The sequence below is a fragment of the Jidongwangia harbinensis genome (genome assembly GCF_020216025.1).
Taxonomy (GTDB): Bacteria; Actinomycetota; Actinomycetes; order Mycobacteriales; family Micromonosporaceae; genus Actinoplanes; species Actinoplanes harbinensis.
In genome coordinates, this window is the sequence record NZ_JAIWNC010000039.1 from 1 (window position 1) to 16,560 (window position 16,560).

Annotated in this window: 10 protein-coding genes and 1 pseudogene; 9 read left to right on the forward strand and 2 right to left on the reverse strand. The window is 71.8% G+C overall.

Features of this window, described 5'->3' with window-relative positions:
* Positions 1–120, forward strand: a pseudogene (locus tag LDL48_RS45220) (IS30 family transposase); the annotation flags it as partial.
* Between the two features lie 53 nt (positions 121–173).
* Here LDL48_RS45220 and LDL48_RS44775 read toward each other — a convergent pair.
* A complete protein-coding gene (locus LDL48_RS44775; RefSeq protein WP_225259346.1) occupies positions 174–1,793 on the reverse strand; it encodes an MHYT domain-containing protein in 1,620 nt (539 codons plus the stop codon).
* Between the two features lie 266 nt (positions 1,794–2,059).
* On the opposite strand from LDL48_RS44775, the gene LDL48_RS34555 reads away from it, so the two are divergent.
* The 7 genes from LDL48_RS34555 to LDL48_RS34585 all read left to right on the forward strand — a co-directional run bounded on the left by LDL48_RS34555 (position 2,060) and on the right by LDL48_RS34585 (position 12,036).
* Positions 2,060–2,446, forward strand: coding sequence for an ArsR/SmtB family transcription factor (locus LDL48_RS34555; RefSeq protein WP_225259347.1), 387 nt, complete (start codon positions 2,060–2,062; stop codon positions 2,444–2,446).
* The gene (locus LDL48_RS34560; RefSeq protein ID WP_225259348.1) at positions 2,439–3,071 is read left to right on the forward strand and encodes an SRPBCC family protein; all 633 of its coding nucleotides are present in this window, start codon (positions 2,439–2,441) and stop codon (positions 3,069–3,071) included. Before LDL48_RS34555 ends, LDL48_RS34560 begins: the two co-directional genes overlap by 8 nt.
* A gap of 274 nt (positions 3,072–3,345) precedes the next feature.
* Entirely contained in the window at positions 3,346–4,359 is a 1,014-nt protein-coding gene (locus tag LDL48_RS34565; RefSeq protein ID WP_225259349.1) for a multicopper oxidase domain-containing protein, read from the forward strand.
* A gap of 42 nt (positions 4,360–4,401) precedes the next feature.
* Positions 4,402–8,349 carry a ThuA domain-containing protein gene (locus LDL48_RS34570; protein ID WP_225259350.1) on the forward strand — a complete coding sequence of 1,316 codons (3,948 nt, stop codon included), beginning with the start codon at positions 4,402–4,404 and terminating at the stop codon, positions 8,347–8,349.
* Between the two features lie 14 nt (positions 8,350–8,363).
* Positions 8,364–9,896 carry a cupredoxin domain-containing protein gene (locus tag LDL48_RS34575; protein WP_225259351.1) on the forward strand — a complete coding sequence of 511 codons (1,533 nt, stop codon included), beginning with the start codon at positions 8,364–8,366 and terminating at the stop codon, positions 9,894–9,896.
* A 44-nt stretch (positions 9,897–9,940) separates the two neighbouring features.
* The gene (locus LDL48_RS34580; protein WP_225259352.1) at positions 9,941–10,930 is read left to right on the forward strand and encodes a hypothetical protein; all 990 of its coding nucleotides are present in this window, start codon (positions 9,941–9,943) and stop codon (positions 10,928–10,930) included.
* A 149-nt stretch (positions 10,931–11,079) separates the two neighbouring features.
* The gene (locus tag LDL48_RS34585; protein WP_225259353.1) at positions 11,080–12,036 is read left to right on the forward strand and encodes a hypothetical protein; all 957 of its coding nucleotides are present in this window, start codon (positions 11,080–11,082) and stop codon (positions 12,034–12,036) included.
* A 39-nt stretch (positions 12,037–12,075) separates the two neighbouring features.
* Here LDL48_RS34585 and LDL48_RS34590 read toward each other — a convergent pair whose 3' ends face one another.
* Positions 12,076–15,921, reverse strand: coding sequence for a S8 family serine peptidase (locus tag LDL48_RS34590; protein WP_225259354.1), 3,846 nt, complete (start codon positions 15,919–15,921; stop codon positions 12,076–12,078).
* A 205-nt stretch (positions 15,922–16,126) separates the two neighbouring features.
* Here LDL48_RS34590 and LDL48_RS34595 point away from each other — a divergent pair, with 205 nt between their 5' ends.
* Positions 16,127–16,552 (forward strand): effector-associated constant component EACC1, encoded by a 426-nt coding sequence (locus LDL48_RS34595; protein WP_225259355.1) that lies wholly within the window; start codon positions 16,127–16,129, stop codon positions 16,550–16,552.
* Positions 16,553–16,560: the final 8 nt, after the last annotated feature.

Below are 16,560 nucleotides of genomic sequence, written 5' to 3' on the forward strand. Positions count from 1 at the left end.
GACCAGGCCGGGCTCGACCACGTCGCCGACGAACTCAACGGAAGACCCCGCATGACCTTGGGCTGGGCCAACCCAGCTGCAAAAATGGCTGAGCTAGTCGGTGTTGCAACCACCAGTTGAGTTCGCCCTAACGACCGCAGGTCCACAAGATCGGGCGTCCGTGGGGTGACGTGCTAGCGGCCGGGGCGTTCGCGGTTGGTCCAGCGGCTGCCGACCGAGGGCATCCGGCGTGGCTGCCGCTGACCGGGCACGACACCCGGTGGGACGGCCGGGTCCGGGCCGGGCGGCTGAGCTGCCGGGTCGGCACCGGCGCCGGGGGCCGACGGAGCGCCGGGGTAACCGGGGCCGGCGTTGGCTGCCGGGTACCCGGCGACCGCGGGCGGAACGGCGTCGCCACCCGACCCGTCAGCGGCTCGGACACCGGGAGCAGCCTGGCCTGCACCACCGGCTCCGCCGAAGCCGGAACCGACCTGACCGGCGCCGTGCATCCCCCGGAAGCCGGGACCAGCCTGACCCGCGCCACTCATCCCGCCGAAGCCAGGCCCGGCCTCACCCGCTCTACTCACCCCGCGGAAGCCTGAACCAGTCTCACCGGCACTTCCGGCACCCCGGAAACCAGGACCAGCCTCGCCCGCGTCACCCCGGAAGGGAGGACCGGCCTCGCCCCCGGCACCCCGGAAACCAGGACCGGCATCACCCACACCACCCCGGGAAAGGGAACCAGCCTCGCCCCCGGCACCCCGGAAACCAGGACCAGCCTCGCCTGCACCACCCCGGAAACCGGGGCCGGCGTCGCTCGCGCCCCGGAACACCGGGACGTCGGCCGGCCCCGTGGCGCGTGCACCGCGGACACCGGCATCGCCGAGGCCGCGGAAGGCCGGACCGCCCGCCGGGTCCTGGAAGACGGAACCTCCGGTGGCCCGGTGGCCGTGGCCGCCGAAGCGGGGGCTCTCGGACGCCGCCGGGGGTGCGGGATCGGCTTCGGTGCCCGGGGCGACGGCGGCGTCCGGGGCGACGGGCTTTCCGGCGCGGCGGGCCTCCAGGTAGGCCAGCGCGGCCCGGTCCTCGTCGGTGGGTGCGGCCATCAGGGCATACAGGAGGCCGAGTACGCCGAACAGGACGGCCACGCCGATCGGGATCAGCAGGGTGGTGGCGGTGGCGCCGGCGGGGGTGACGGTCGACGTGCCGGCCTGGACGGACATGGCGGACATGCCGGTGAAGTGCATGCCGTTCACGGCCACGCCCATGATCAGGGCGGAGACGACGATCGCCGGTGTGCCGCGGACCGTGACGGCGAGCCAGAGGGCGACGGTGGCGGCGACCACCGCGATCGCCAGGGACGCGCCTACCCGGGTGTCCGCGTAGCTGATCTCGCCGTCCAGGCGCATCGCGAACATGCCGGTGTAGTGCATGGCGGCGACGCCGAGGCCGGTGAGGACGCCGCCGACCACGATGCGGGTGCGGCGGGCGCGGGTCCCGAGCGACACGATGGCCAGGCCGACGCCGACCGCCGTCACGGCGATCACCGCGCTGATGGCGGTGGTGGGGACGTCGTACCGGATCGGCGTACCGACCACGCTGAAGCCGAGCATGGCCACGAAGTGCATGGTCCAGATGCCGGTGCCGCCGATGGCGACCGCGGCCAGGCCGAGCCACCAGGCGCGCCAGCCGGTGCTCGGCGCGGAGCGCAGTCGGACCGCGCAGATGAGCCCGAGCAGTGAGCCCAGGACCGACAGAACGTAACTGATGGTGGGTGTGACCCATCCATGTTCGAGGTGATGGATCTCCGCCATGTCCGGTTCCCCTCCGGTTGAGGTACAGCATGCATCCTGCCCCCTGACCAGCAGATTTGCAGTTCGGGAGCGACCTGCGAGGCAAGAAGGGGACGATGGGCGGGTGTGCACTTAACCGGTTCGGTGACCGGGCGTGGACCGATCGGCACCCATCGTGGTGTGGCTCACAGCACGTGGGACGCTGCGGGGTAGCGGCGGGAGCCGGTGAGGCGTTACGCACGATATGAGTCTTCGCTTATATAAGCTTGGTCTGATACATTCGGCCGGTGCACGCCTTCGATGTGCTCGGCGATCCGGTGCGCCGGCGGATTCTGGAACTGCTCGCCGACGGTGAGCAGTCGTCCGGCGCGCTCACCGAGGTGATCCGCGCCGAGTTCGGCATCTCGCAGCCGGCCGTGTCCCAGCACCTGCGGGTGCTGCGGGACAACGGCTTCGCCTCGGTCCGCCCGGACGGCGCCCGCCGGCTGTACGCGGTGGACGACACGGCCCTGCGCGAGGCCGACGCCTGGCTGGACCGGTTCCGCCGGTTCTGGACGCCGCACCTGGCGGCCATGGCCACCGAAGTGGCGCGCGGGAAACGACAACGGCGTCTCGCCGCCGAGACCCGCGCCGACGATCACCGCAACGATGAGACTGGAGCCCACGATGATTGACACGAAGCATCAGATCAGTGCCGTCCGCCGCGCCATCGGCGACCGGGAGCTGGAGGCCGGACAGGCGCGGGTCCTCACGGTGAGCGAGGTGTACGACACCGACATCGACGACCTGTGGGACGTGGTCACTAGCCCGGAACGCATCCCGCGCTGGTTCCTGCCGATCTCCGGCGACCTGACCGTGGGCGGCCACTACCAGCTGGAGGGCAACGCGGGCGGCACGATCACCCGTTGCGACAAGCCCCGGTCGTACGCCGCCACCTGGGAGGCGATGGGCCAGGTCAGCTGGATCGAGGTACGGCTGACCCCGGAGGGCGACGGCCGCACCCGCTTCGAGCTGGAGCACGTGGCGCACGTGGGTGACGACATGTGGGACCAGTTCGGACCGGGCGCCGTCGGCATCGGCTGGGACATGGGCTTCCTCGGCCTGGCGAACTACATGAGCGACCGGGACCCCACATTGGACCCGAAGAACGGGGTGGCCTGGGCGGCGTCCGCAGAGGGCAAGGAGTTCATGCGGCTGAGCGGAGAGGCCTGGGCGGAGGCGGCGATCGCGTACGGCGACGACCCCCAGGCCGCCCGGGAGCGCGCCGATCGGGTGTATGCGGCGTACACCGGCAGCTGACGATCCTGAGTGGAGTCCGCCGTCCCCGAGGGGGCGGCGGACTTTTCATATAGACATCTTTACTTTCGTCGATGCACGGCTTAAGTTTCTCGCATCTGACAGAAGTTGTGATCTTCCCGATCAAAGTCTGTAACAAGCAGTACGTCGGCGATGGCGGCGCCGGCCGAGCACGACGCTTCCGTGCCCCGGCACGCCTCAGTACATCCGATTAGACACCTGTCACCGCACGATGGCGGCCCGGTCCACCGTGCCCGCCGGACCGTGAAGGACGCGCATGGACGACAACGTTGTCAGGTGGGACCGCCTCCCGCTACCCCGTCGCTCGGTGATCGCCACCGGCGCGCTCGGCCTCACCGCTTCCGCGGTCGGGGCGGGCGCCGTGGTCCGGGCCGAGCCGGCCCGCGCGGCGGGCGCCACCAGGAAGATCACCATCTACGCCGAGGCCCTGCCGGGTGGCCTGTTCGGCTACGGCCTGACCCCGGGCAGTGCCACCGTGCCGGGGCCGGTGCTGGAGATGTGGGAGGGCGACACCCTCGAGATCACCCTGGTCAACACCACCACCCAGCGGCTCTCGATCCACCCGCACGGCGTGGACTACAGCACCGACTCGGACGGCAGCCCGCTCAACGCGTCGTACAACAACCCGGGCGAGACCCGGACGTACGTCTGGCGGTCGCGGGAGATGTTCGCGGCCGCGGGACGGCGCTTCATGCCGGGCAGCGCGGGCTACTGGCACTACCACGACCACGCGATGGGCACCGACCACGGCACCGGCGGCGTCGCCAAGGGACTGTACGGCGCGCTGATCGTCCGGCGGCGCGGCGACATCCTGCCGGAGAAGCAGTTCACCGCGGTGTTCCACGACTCGACGATCAACAACAAGCTGGCGCCGAACACCCCGATGTTCGAGGCGAACCTCGGCCAGCGGGTGGAGTGGATCGCGATCGGGCACGGCAACCTGTTCCACACCTTCCACCTGCACGCACACCGGTGGGCGGACAACCGGACCGGCATGCTCGAAGGCCCGTCGGACCCCAGCCACGTCATCGACAACAAGGACCTGAACCCGGGCAGTTCCTTCGGCTTCCAGGTGCTGGCCGGCGAGGGCGTCGGCCCGGGCGTCTGGATGTACCACTGCCACGTGCAGCTCCACTCCGACACCGGCATGTCCGGCCTGTTCCTCGTGCGCAACGCGGACGGCAGCATGCCGGCCGGTGCCGAGGAAGCGATCCACCGGTTCCGCGGCCACACCCACACCGCGGGAGACCACGCAGCACACGGCGGCTGACCCGCCAACGGAGAACCGACGACGCAGCGAGGGAGCACAGCAATGACGCGAAGGCTTACCGGCAGACATCGACCAGTGCTACGACGGGCCCTGGCGGCGACCACGGCCGCGGTGCTGGTCCTGGGGATCGCGCCGGTGACGGGGGCCGCTCCCGCATCCGCCGCCGCGGCGGCACCGGTCTCGGTGCTCGTCTTCCACGGCGCGGCGTCGGCGCAGCAGGACCCGGTGGTCCGGGCGGCACAGGCGATCAAGGATCTCGGCAAGGCCGACGACGTCGCGGTCACCACGACCACCGACCCCGACGTCTTCAGCGCGAGCGGGCTGGCTCCGTACCGTGCCGTGGTGTTCCTGTCCGCGGACGGCGTGACGCTCACCGCCCAGCAGGAGTCCGCGCTGCAGGCCTTCATGAAGGCCGGCGGCGGCTTCCTCGGCATCGGCGACGCGGCCAAGGCGCAACTGGACTCGACCTGGTTCACCGGCCTGATCGGCACCCGGCCGGCCGGCAGCATCGCGGTCCCCGAGCCGGTCTCCGCGGTCACCGCCAGCGGGGAGAACCCGCCGAACGAGACCAAGGAGAAGCTCACCGACGGCGACGCCAACACCAAGTGGCTCACGTTCAACCCGACCGGATGGGTGGCGTACCAGCTCGGCAAGCCGACCCGGATCACCGCGTACGCGCTCACCTCGGCCAACGACGCACCCGGCCGCAACCCGAAGGACTGGACGCTGCAGGGGTCCACGGACGGGCAGAACTGGTCCGATGTGGACCGTCGCACCGGCGAGGCGTGGACCGACCCGTTCCAGACCCGCCGGTTCCAGGTCGCCAGCCCCGCCGAGTTCCTGCACTACCGGCTGAACATCACGGCCACCGCCGGTGACCCGCTGATCCAGCTCGCCGACATGCGGCTGTCCGCCGGCGCCACCACCGCACCGGAAGCGCCCGCGGTCAACCGGGCCGTGGTGGACATCCTGGACCGGCAGCACCCGGCCACCGCCGGCCTGCCGCTGACCGTCACCCGGTCGGACCGCTGGTACAACTGGGACCCGAACCCGCTGGGCACCGTGCACACGGTCGCCCAGGTCGAGGAGCGCCACTACAACCCCGGACCGGGGGCCAACGGCGCGTTCCACCCGGTGTCCTGGTGCCGCGACTTCGAGGGCGGCCGGTCCTTCTACACCGGCATGGGCCACACCGAGGGCAGCTACGGCGAGGACGCGTTCCGCCGGCACCTGTCCGGCGCGCTGCGCTGGACCAGCGGCATCGTGCGTGGCGACTGCCAGGCCACCATCGCCGCCAACTACAAGGTGGAACGGCTCACCGCCACCAACAAGACCGGCGAACTGGACCAGGTCGGCGAGCCGCACGGCCTGACGGTCGCGCCGGACGGCACCGTCTTCTACGTCGGCAAGGCGGCCTGCCCGAGCGGGCCGGTGGAGGACTGGGCCAACCCGAACGTCGGCCTGGGCTGCGGCACCATCCACTCCTGGAACCCGGCCACGAAGCAGGCCAAGCTGCTCACCACGCTCGCGGTGATGGGCAACCGGGGCAGCGGCTCGGAACTGGTGAAGAACGAGGAGGGTCTGCTCGGCATCGTGCCGGACCCGAAGTTCGCGGACAACGGCTGGCTGTACGTGTACTGGATGCCGCACGCCTCGATCGACCGGGAGAAGCGGATCGGCCAGCGGACCGTGTCCCGGTTCACCTACGACCGGACCACCGGCACCATCGACCAGTCCACCCGCAAGGACATCCTGCAGTGGCCGGTGCAGATCCACAGCTGCTGCCACGCGGGCGGCGGCATGGCGTTCGACAAGGACGGCAACCTGTACATCGGGTCCGGTGACAGCAACTCGTCCGGCGGTTCCAACGGCTACTCCGGCAACAACTGGACCGCCGACTACCAGGGCTTGTCGTTCCAGGACGCGCGCCGGACCTCGGGCAACACGAACGACCTGAACGGGAAAATCATCCGCATCCACCCGGAGGCGGACGGCACGTACACGATCCCGTCCGGGAACCTGTTCCCGCCGGGCACCGAGAAGACCCGCCCGGAGATCTACGTAATGGGCGTCCGCAACATCTCCCGCCTGCAGATCGACCCGAAGCGCAACTGGCTGACCGCCGGTTGGGTGGGCCCGGACGCCGGCGCGCCCAGCCCGGAACTCGGCCCCGCCAAGTACGAGACGGCCACCATCATCACCGAGGCCGGCAACCACGGCTGGCCGTACTGCATGGGCAACCGGCAGCCGTACCGGGACCGCAGCAACACCGACGCCACCGTGCTGACCGGCTGGTACGACTGCAACAACCCGAAGAACACCTCGCCGCGCAACACCGGCCTGGTGGACCTGCCGCCGGTCAAGGACAACATGATCTGGTACTCGCCGGACGGCGGCGGCCCGGTCTTCCCGCTCCGCCCGGACGGCAGCGGCATCCCGACCTACAAGGCGGCCGACGCCACCTACACCCAGCCGTACGTGCGCGGCGGCTCCCAGGCCGTGATGAGCGGACCGACGTACCACCGTGACCTGGTGGACCCGAAGAGCACGGTGGCCTGGCCGGCGTACTGGGACAACAAGTGGCTGATCGGCGACCAGTCCAGCGGGAGCAACCGGATCGCGGTCACGGTCGACCCGGCCGGGGTGGCGAAGCAGGCACCTCCGGCGTTCGCCGAGTCGCTGCGGGCGATCGTCCCGTTCGGCACCGCCGGCAACCAGCTGTACTCCTGGATGGACGCGAAGTTCGGCACGGACGGCGCGCTCTACCTGCTGGACTACGGCGGCGGCTTCTTCAGCCTGCACCCCAACCAGAAGCTGATCCGGATCACGTACCAGGGCGGGGCACCGACCCCGGCGCCCAGCGCGACGTCGGTGGCGGTGCAGAACAAGCCGCTGACCGTCGCGTTCACCGGCGCTCGCTCCGGCGGGGTGAAGCACGAGTGGAACTTCGGTGACGGCGGCACGTCCACCGAGGCGAACCCGCGGCACACGTACGCCCGGGTGGGCACCTACACCGCCACGCTCACCGTCACCTACGCCGACGGCGAGAAGGTGACCACGCGGACCACGGTCACGGTCGGCTGCGCGGTGACGGACAGCGGCACGACGGTACGCCTGGACGAGGCGGACACGAAGGTGCCGAACCGGGCGGTGGGCCAGGGCTGCACGATCGACGACCTGATCGACGACGAGAGCACCTGGGCCGACCACGACAGTTTCGTCCGGCACGTCACCGCGGTGGCCCGCACGTTGCAGGACGACGGCCTCCTCAACGGCCGGGAAGCCGGCACGCTCACCCGGGCGGCGGCGGCCTCGCCGATCGGCCGGGCCGGGCACACCGGGTACGAGCCGCTGTTCGACGGCACCGCCGAGTCGCTGCTGGACTGGGCGCAAGCCCCGACCGGGCAGTTCACCATCCAACCGGACGGCTCACTGCGGCCGAGCGGCGGACTGGGCATGCTGTACTACACCAAGCCGTTCAAGGACTTCTCGCTGAAGCTGCAGTTCCGGGACATCGCCCCGGGCACCGTCCGGGCCAACAGCGGAGTGTTCACCCGCTTCCCGGACCCGCGGATTCCGCTGGAGGAACGCCCGCCGGGCAGTTGCGGCACGGTGGGCTCGGCGCGCACGTCGCAGGCCTGGGTCGCCATCTACTGCGGACACGAGGTGCAGCTCTACGACGGCGAGACCGGTGAGCCGCAGAAGACCGGATCGATCTACAACTTCGACGTGAACCCGCTGAGCGCGGCCGGCGCCACCGCCAAGAACGTGTGGAACACGTACGAGGTCCGGGTGGTCGGCCAGCACTACACGATCGCGCGCAACGGCGTGGTCATCAACGAGTTCGACAACACCCCGGGCAAGCAGTCCTCCCGGGCCGGCGACCCGCCGACCGATCTGCGGCAGTTCGCCGAGGGCCTGATCGGGCTGCAGAACCATGGCGACAACGACCTCATGGAGTTCCGCGACATCAAGGTGCGGGCGCTGTGAGGGAGAGGACACGGATGACCCGGGTACGACTGACCGCGGCGCTGGCGGCGCTGCTGCTCGTGGCGACGGCGGCCCCGGCCGCCGCCGCACCACCGGCCGAACGCGCCGCCGCGCAGACCCTGACCTGGACCGCCGACGACGACATCACCCGCTACAAGACGGCACCGGCGCAGGCCGTGGCCGGCGAGACCACGATCGTCTTCGAGAACAGCGCGGCCACCGGCAACACCACCGGGATGCCGCACACGCTCACCTTCGACACCAGCACCGACGGCTACAACCACGACGTCAACCTCAACATCCTGGCCAACCCGTTCGACGCGAACAACGGCCGGCACACCGCGACGGTGCGGCTCACCCCCGGTCGGTACCGCTACTTCTGCGCCATCCCGGGCCACCTCTCGATGGTCGGCGAGTTCGTCGTCACCGAGGGCGGCGGTGAACCGGACACCACCGCACCGACCGTGTCCGCGCAGGTGTCCGGCACCCGGAACACCGACGGCCACTACGTCGGCAGCGCGACCGTGGCGGTCACCGCCACGGACGCCGGCTCCGGCGTCAGGACGGTGGAGTACGAGCTGGACGACACCGGGTTCCGGCCGTACACCGCGCCGGTGCCGGTCACCGCGATCGGCGACCACGCGGTGCAGTTCCGGGCCACCGACAACGCGGGCAACACCTCCGAGGTCGGGTCGGTGTCGTTCCGGGTGGTCGAGCCGGAGCCGGCCGAGGACACCACCCCGCCGACGGTGACCGCGCAGATCACCGGGGCGCGGGACGGTGCCGGCAACTACGTCGGTACGGCCACCGCGACGCTCACCGCCACCGACGCCGGATCCGGGGTCAGGTCGGTGGAGTACTCGCTGGACGGCGGGGCGTACACGGCGTACACGGCGCCGCTCGTGGTCGACGCGGTCGGCGCGCACATGCTGCACTACCGGGCCACCGACGTGGCCGGCAACGTGTCCGCCGAGCAGATGGCGCACTTCACCGTCGTGGCGCCGCCGCAACCGGACACCACGCCACCCACGGCGACCGCGACGGTCGGCGGGGAGCGCGACGGCGACGGCAACTACGTGGGCGCGGCCACCGTCACCGTCACGGCGACCGACACGGAGTCCGCGGTCGCCTCGATCGAGTACGCGCTCGACGCCGGCGGGTGGACCCGGTACACGGCACCGGTGGCGGTCCGCAGCACCGAGGCGCACACCGTGCGGTACCGCGCCACGGACGCGGCCGGCAACACGGCGGCCGAGCAGTCGGTGACGTTCACCGTGGTCGGGTCCGGGGCGGACACCTGTCCCGGCTCCGACACCCGGAGCACCGTGATCATCGGGGCCGACGACACCGGCGTACCCAATTCCGACACCGGCAACGGCTGCACGGTCAACGACCTGATCGCCGAGCACGGCGACTACGCCGACCACGCCACGTTCGTCCGGCACGTCGAGGCGGTCACCGCCGAACTCGTCACCGGCGGCACGCTCACCAAGCGGCAGCGGGGCGCGATCGTCCGGGCCGCCGCCCGATCCACCGTCGGCTCATGACCTCGTTCCACCGCCCCACCGCCGCCCGACAAGGGAGAATCGTGATGCCCATACGAACCGTCACCACGTTGGCCACCGTGACCGCCGCCGTCACCGTCGGGGTCCTGGCGGTCGCACCCGCCGCCAACGCGGGCCTCGTCACCCACTGCATCGGCACGGGCGGGGCGGTGACCGTACCCAATGATCTGTATGTGCCGGCCGGCGAATCCTGCGCCCTCACCGGGACCACCGTCACCGGCAATGTCAGCGTCGCCGCCGGTGGCAATCTGGTGATCACCGGCGGGCACCTGGCCGGCGAGATCAAGGTCGCCGGGGACAGCTACCTGGACGCCAGCAACACCGTGATCGGCGGCCCGGTGGTGCTGGCCGCCGGCGGCTACGGCGTCTTCCTGAAGGACGCGCAGAGCGGCGCCGTGACGGTCAAGCCCAAGGGCACCAGCACGGTGGACAGCTTCCTGTTCGTGGAGGGCACGACGATCGGCGGCAACGTCACGGCCGGCGCCGGGGAGGTACGCCTGGACCGGACCACCGAGGTGGAAGGCAACGTCAACACCACCGGTACCTACTACACCGACGTGCACGACTCGTTCGTCGACGGCACGCTGTCGGTGCTCAACAGCGCGACCGGCAGCGTGGTGTGCGGCAGTTCGGTCCGCGGCCGGGCCACGTTCGCCGGCAACCTCGGCGGCGTCCAGCTGGGACCGAACGGCTCGCTCGACGGCTGCGCGTCCGGCGGCTTCTGGGGCCGGGACGTCAGCGTCACCAGCACCACCGGCGGGGTGACCGTCGACGACAACATCATCGACGGGAAGCTGACCGCGACCGGCAACACCCCGGTCGCGCAGATCGCCGCGAACAACCGGATTCGCGGCGGCGTCGTCGGTGACCCGCCGGCGGCCGCGGCGGCGGCTCGCTCCGCCCGCGCCGCGACCGGTGCGGTCGAGGGCCGGGACGACGCCGGCGATCAGCGGGCCACCGCCCGCCGGTCGTCCGCCGTCCAGGAGGCGACCGCGGCCGGTGCCGCCGACCTGTAGGACGGCACCGGAAGCGCGCAGGCTCCCGGCCAGGGACAGTGGGGTCCCTGGCCGGGAGCCTGCCCGTTGGGGCCGACCTGGGGTGATGGTCTTGACGCCCGGCGAAGACCGTCAGAAACAATGCGGCCCGGGGCGGGGGTGGTGGCACGATGTGGGACGAACTCGGGCTGACCGAGACGGAGGAACGGGTCTACCGAGCGGTGCTGGCGAACGGGTCCGGCACGGTGGCGGATCTGGCCGGACGGCTCGGCGGCGAGGTGGAGCCGGCGCTGGTGGCGTTGCAGGAGAAGGGCCTGGTGCAGCGGGACGGCGACGGTGCCCGGGCGGCGCCGCCCGACCTGGCGATCGACTCGCTGCTGCTGTCCCGGATGCACCGGCTGCAGGAGGCGCGGATCGAGCTGCGCGACTGGGCCACCCGCCAGCAGGCCACCGGCGCGGTGGACCAGGGCGTGCACATGGCGGTCGGCGCGGCCGCGATCACCCAGACGTTCGACCAGTTCCTGCGCGCGGCCCGCGAGGAGGTGCTGGGTTTCGACCGGCCGCCGTACACGACGGCGAAGTACGAGAACCCGGCGGAACTGGAACTGCTCGGCCGCGGCGTGCGGTTCCGGGTGGTGTACGACCGGCGGGCCCTGGAACGTCCGGACGCGTCCGCGGTGATCGGCCGGTTCGTCGCGGCCGGCGAGGAGGCCCGGGCGGCGCTGGACGTACCCGGCAAGCTGGCGGTGGCCGACCGGCGGGCCGCGCTGTTGTACTTCCCGGGACGCAACGCCGACGCCGAACCGTGGGCGCTGGTGGTTCGCGGGCCGGCCTGGGTGGAGGTGCTGGTGGCGCTGTTCACCGAGGTGTGGGAACGGGCCAGCCCGCTGCGGCTGGCCCCGGCCACGGACACGCTGGCCGATCTGGACCGGTGGACCATGCCCACCGCGACCGACCGGCGGATGCTGTCCCTGCTGATGACCGGCCTCCCGGACAAGGCGGTGGCGTCCCAGCTGGGCATGTCACTACGGACCGTGCAGCGCCGGCTGCGGCAGCTGATGGACATCACCGGCAGCGCGACGCGGATGCAGCTGGGCTGGTTCGTCGCGCGCAACGACTGGTTGTGACCCGCGGGCCCGGATGGCGGTCCGGGCCCGCGGGACCCCTCAGGTGACCGTGAGGGTGACGGTCACCGGCACCGCCGGCGCTTTCGCGCCGTTGCTGACCAGCAGGACGTTCATGGTGTACGTCCGTCCCGCCTGCAGTCCCGTGGTGTGCACGGTCAGGGTCAGCGCGCCGTCCGCGCCGGCGGCCAGTTCCCCGGTGGGGTTACCGACCGACAGCCACGGCACATCCCGGTACTTCGTCGTGCCGGCCTCCACGTGGTAGACGACCGCCCGGTACGCGGGGAACCGGTAGCTGCCCACCACCCACAGGTTGCCGTCGTCGTCGAGGTGCAGCCCGGCGCCGCTGTTGTAGGACGGATCCGGGTCCGGCAGGGACCCCTGGACGGCGCAGGTGTCCGGGTCGAGCGCATAGATCTGCCCGTCGGTCTGCTCCATCGCCCACAGCGTGTTCGTCTTCTCGTTGAGCGCCATGCCGGCGATGTACGGCTCCGGCGGCGTGCAGCCGCCCAGCACCGCACCCGGTTCGGGGTGGGACAGTCCGGCGAGCCGCTGGATCTGGTCGCCGCCGGAGATCAGGAACGTGTCGTCGGCGGCCCGGTAGGTGAGCCCGTAGTGCGGGTTCTCCAGGCCCGGCGTCGGGATGGAGTGCTTGATCTCGTGGGTGTCCGGGTCGAAGCAGAGGATCGGCAGGTCGCCGTTCAGCGAGATGGTGGCCCCGCAGTACAGGTCCCGTTCCTTCAGATAGGTGATGTCGGAGAGGAACCTCCCGTCCGCCGCCACCCGGGACAGGCCGCGGGACCTGCCCTTGGTGTCGAAGCGCTGCACCTGGCCCCAGAAGTAGCTGTCGGTGACCAGCAGCTCGTTGTTGCGGTAGCCGACGCCGTACGTCTTCGGCATGTCCCCGGACCGGAACGAGCTCAGCACCCGTCCCGGCGTGGCGGCCGGTGGAACCGCCTCGTCCAGCTCCCGGACCTCCCAGGTGGCCGACGCGGTGCCGGTGTTGGCGATCGGTACCGAGACGGTTCGGGACTGGCCGGCCGGCACGGTCAGTGCCACCCGCGGATCGGCGGTCAGCCGACCGGTACGCAGCGCCAGGTTCCGGACGGTGACCGCGGATTCGGCCACCGTGGCCGGTTCCGACGCCTCGGTGTAGGACGCCGCCGCCGCGGCCGTCTGAACCGTGGCCGCCGGCGCCTCGACCTGGTAGCGGCCGGCGGAGTCGGTGACCGTGCTGACCGGCACGCCCCCGGGATCGGCCGGGCCGGTCACCCGGACCGTGGCGCCGATCACCGGTGTGCCGTCGTTGGCGTCGGTGACCGTGCCGCGGAGCACGCCGGCGTTCGCCACGTGGAACGTGAACGGCCGGTCCGGGCCGAGCACCGCCTGGTTGTGCGAGATCTGCAGGCTGCTGCCGGTGAATCCGGGCGGGCCCTGGATGCCGACCGTGGCACCGGCGCCCGACGCCGGGCCGGCGCCGGACGAGAGGTGCTCGACCCGGATCGCGCCGCCCTCGGAGAGCACGGCCTGGAACTCCACCCGGACGCCCGGCTTCGCCTTGAGCTTCGCGCCGGACCAGGTCACCCAGAAGGTACGGTTCGGCTCGGCGCCGGCGGTGCGGGTGCGCACCGTGGACGACTCGTCCAGGATCAGGTCGTCCCAGAACGCGAACACCGCGGGGGCGGTGACGGCGGCCGCGGGCAGCGCGGTGTTGTCCCCGCCGCCGGCCGCGTCCGGCTTACCGAAGGCCAGGTAGCCGTTGCTGTGCACGGTCGCCGACGAGTACGTCTCGCCGTAGAACGTCAGCGGGAACGGCAGCGCGACCTCGGCGGTGGCCTCGTCGCCGGTCAGCTTGAGCGCGCGGCCGGAGTTGTTCCGCTTCGGCGCCGCGACGCCGGCCACGTACCCGTGGGCGTCGGTCTTGGCGGCGAGGGCGACGTCGACCTTCTCGTCGCCGTCCACGGAGACCGGCACGGTGGCCGGGGTGAGCCACCCGCCGACGTCGACGGCCAGGTCGAAGTCGCCCTCCGGCAGCGCGGCCTTGAACCGGCCGCCGGGCCCGGTGGTGAACGTCTGCTCCGGGTAGCCGGCCACGCTCACCGCGGCCTTGGCGACCGGCTCGCCGGCCGGGTCGGTCACCGTGCCGGACACCACGTGCCACGGGACGTGCTCGTCCAGGTCGACGGTCACGTTCGCAGCCCCGGTGGCGGGCACCGTGACCGTGCTGGTGTGGGTCTGCATACCGAAGTAGCTGACCCGCAGTGTGTAGTCGCCGGCCGGCACCCGGCCCAGTTGCACGGTGCCGGCGGCGTCGGTCCGCCCGGAGCGGGTGACCTGCGACGAGGTGAGCGTGACCCGGGTGTCCGGCAGCTTCGCCGCGGTCCGGGTGGCGGTGACGGTCACGCCGCCGAGTGCCGCCGTCGACCCCTTGGTGACCAGCGCGTACGCGTCGAGGATGCCCTCGCCGTACACGTTGTTGTCGGCCGCGGTCCCGCCACACTGCAGGTCCTCGACGTCTCGCGCGGTGGCGTCCAGCAGTTCGCGGGTGGTGGCCACGTCCCGGCGCAGGTTCGGCACCGCCGACCAGAGCAGCGCGACCGCCGCGGTGACGTGTGGCGCGGCCATGGAAGTGCCACTCATCGTCGCGTACCCGCTGCCCGGCACGCTGGACCTGGTGTCGACGCCCGGTGCGGCGATGTCCGGGCGGATCGAGCCGTCGGAGGCGGTGCCGCGGCTGGAGAAGTCGGCCGCCTTGCCGTCGGCGCCGACCGCGCCGACCGCGTAGGCCAGCGGGTGGGTTGCCGGGTAGCCGGCGGTGTCGCAGCCGCTCAGGCCGTCGTTGCCGTTCGAGAAGACCGGGAAGATGCCGGCCGCCACCCATGCCTCGACGATCTCGTCGTAGAGGTGGTCCCGGGTGCCCCAGGAGTTGTTGATGACGTCGGGCGACAGTTCCGGCTTCGGGTTGGCGCCGGTCCGGTCGGTCGGCGCGAGCATCCACTGTCCGGCGGCGAGCAGCGCCTCGTCGCTGCAGTACTGGGTCTCGCAACCCTTCGCCGCGATCCACTTGGCGCCCGGAGCCACGCCGAACGTCGCGCCCCGGCCGTCGTCGCCGACCATGGTGCCGACGGTGTGCGTGCCGTGGCCCATGTTGTCGCAGGCACCGCTGGTCGGCCCGCCGCAGACGCCGGCCGGGTCGTACCAGTTGTAGTCGTGGTCGACCGTGCCGTCCGGCCGGGTGCCGCGGTACTTCCGGAACAGGGCCGGGTGGTCGAACTGGACGCCCGTGTCGATGCTGCCGATCACCACGCCCTCGCCGCGGACGCCGTACTCGGAGCGGACCTTGTCCGCGCCGATCTGGGCCAGGTCGGGGAACACGGGCAGCGCCGCACCCTGGGTCGTGGTCGGTGCGAGCGGGGTGGCGGACACCGGTTCGATGGCGGCCACGTCGGACCGGCCGGCCAGTTCGGTGATCAGGCCGCGATCGCCGGACACCCGGATCACGTTGGCGATCCAGAACGGCGTGAAGTCGGCCTTGCGCTCCCGCAACAGCGACCGGAGCCCGTGCTGGGTACGGTCGGCGTGCCGCACCTTCGCCCGGTACACCGCGGTGGTGCGGGCGACCCGGCCGGCGCGCACGGAGGAACCGCCGGCGGACCGCTCGGCCGAGTCCAGCGCGGCGTCGTCGAGGTCGGCCTTCCCGGTCAGCCGGACGAAGAACTCGGCCGGTGCGGTGCCCGCGGTGGCCCGCAGGACGCTCTCGTCCACCTTCGACAGCGGATCCGGCTTGGCCGGGTCCGGCGCCGCCACCGCGGCGGCGTTCGGGAACGCCGCCACCGCGACCAGTATCCCGGCGAGCCCGGCCGCCCATCGGCGCCTTGACGTTCTCATGTAGCGATCTCCCCTCCGTGCCGCGCCGAGGTCCGGGCGCGCACCGCGGTCGAGTCTGGACCGGCCGGAGGCGGTTGGGCCGGGTTGCCCGCTGGCGGATCACTGCCATGACGCGATGCCGCCACGGGTTTGTTTTGGATCGATGTCTGGCAGGTGACGGACAGGGCCCACACTGCGCTGTGTTTCGTCGTGTTAACGTCTCGTGATGGCTTCCGGATCGACGTTTGTGATGGCCGGGCCGGACCTCTCGGCCGACGATCTCCGAGCGCTGCGGCGTTGGATGATCGACACGGGTGACCTGCGTGGACCGTTCGATCTGCGGCAGGCCGATCCGCGACCGGGTGAGCTGGGTTCGCTGACCGACGCGCTGGTGGTGGCGGCCGGCTCCGGTGGTGCGGTCACCGCGCTGGCCGGGGTGCTGATCTCCTGGCTGCGGCACCGGACCACCGACCTCACGATCAAGGTGACCCGTCCGGACGGCAGCTCGCTGGAGGTGAGCGGCAGCCGGGTGCGCGGCCTGGACGCCCCGGCGCTCGGCGCCGAGATCGAGCGGCTGGCCGGCCAACTCGCGGCCGCGGCGCCCCCGGCGGTGGAAGCCGGCGAGAAGGGGACGACCGACGCCCGCGCCTGAGCGCGGGA

Coding starts and splice junctions, on each gene's coding strand:
- LDL48_RS44775 (WP_225259346.1), bottom strand. CDS start 1,793: ATGGCGGAGATCCATCACCTCGAACATGGATGGGTCACACCCACCATC.
- LDL48_RS34560 (WP_225259348.1), top strand. CDS start 2,439: ATGATTGACACGAAGCATCAGATCAGTGCCGTCCGCCGCGCCATCGGC.
- LDL48_RS34565 (WP_225259349.1), top strand. CDS start 3,346: ATGGACGACAACGTTGTCAGGTGGGACCGCCTCCCGCTACCCCGTCGC.
- LDL48_RS34570 (WP_225259350.1), top strand. CDS start 4,402: ATGACGCGAAGGCTTACCGGCAGACATCGACCAGTGCTACGACGGGCC.
- LDL48_RS34575 (WP_225259351.1), top strand. CDS start 8,364: ATGACCCGGGTACGACTGACCGCGGCGCTGGCGGCGCTGCTGCTCGTG.
- LDL48_RS34580 (WP_225259352.1), top strand. CDS start 9,941: ATGCCCATACGAACCGTCACCACGTTGGCCACCGTGACCGCCGCCGTC.
- LDL48_RS34585 (WP_225259353.1), top strand. CDS start 11,080: ATGTGGGACGAACTCGGGCTGACCGAGACGGAGGAACGGGTCTACCGA.
- LDL48_RS34590 (WP_225259354.1), bottom strand. CDS start 15,921: ATGAGAACGTCAAGGCGCCGATGGGCGGCCGGGCTCGCCGGGATACTG.
- LDL48_RS34595 (WP_225259355.1), top strand. CDS start 16,127: ATGGCTTCCGGATCGACGTTTGTGATGGCCGGGCCGGACCTCTCGGCC.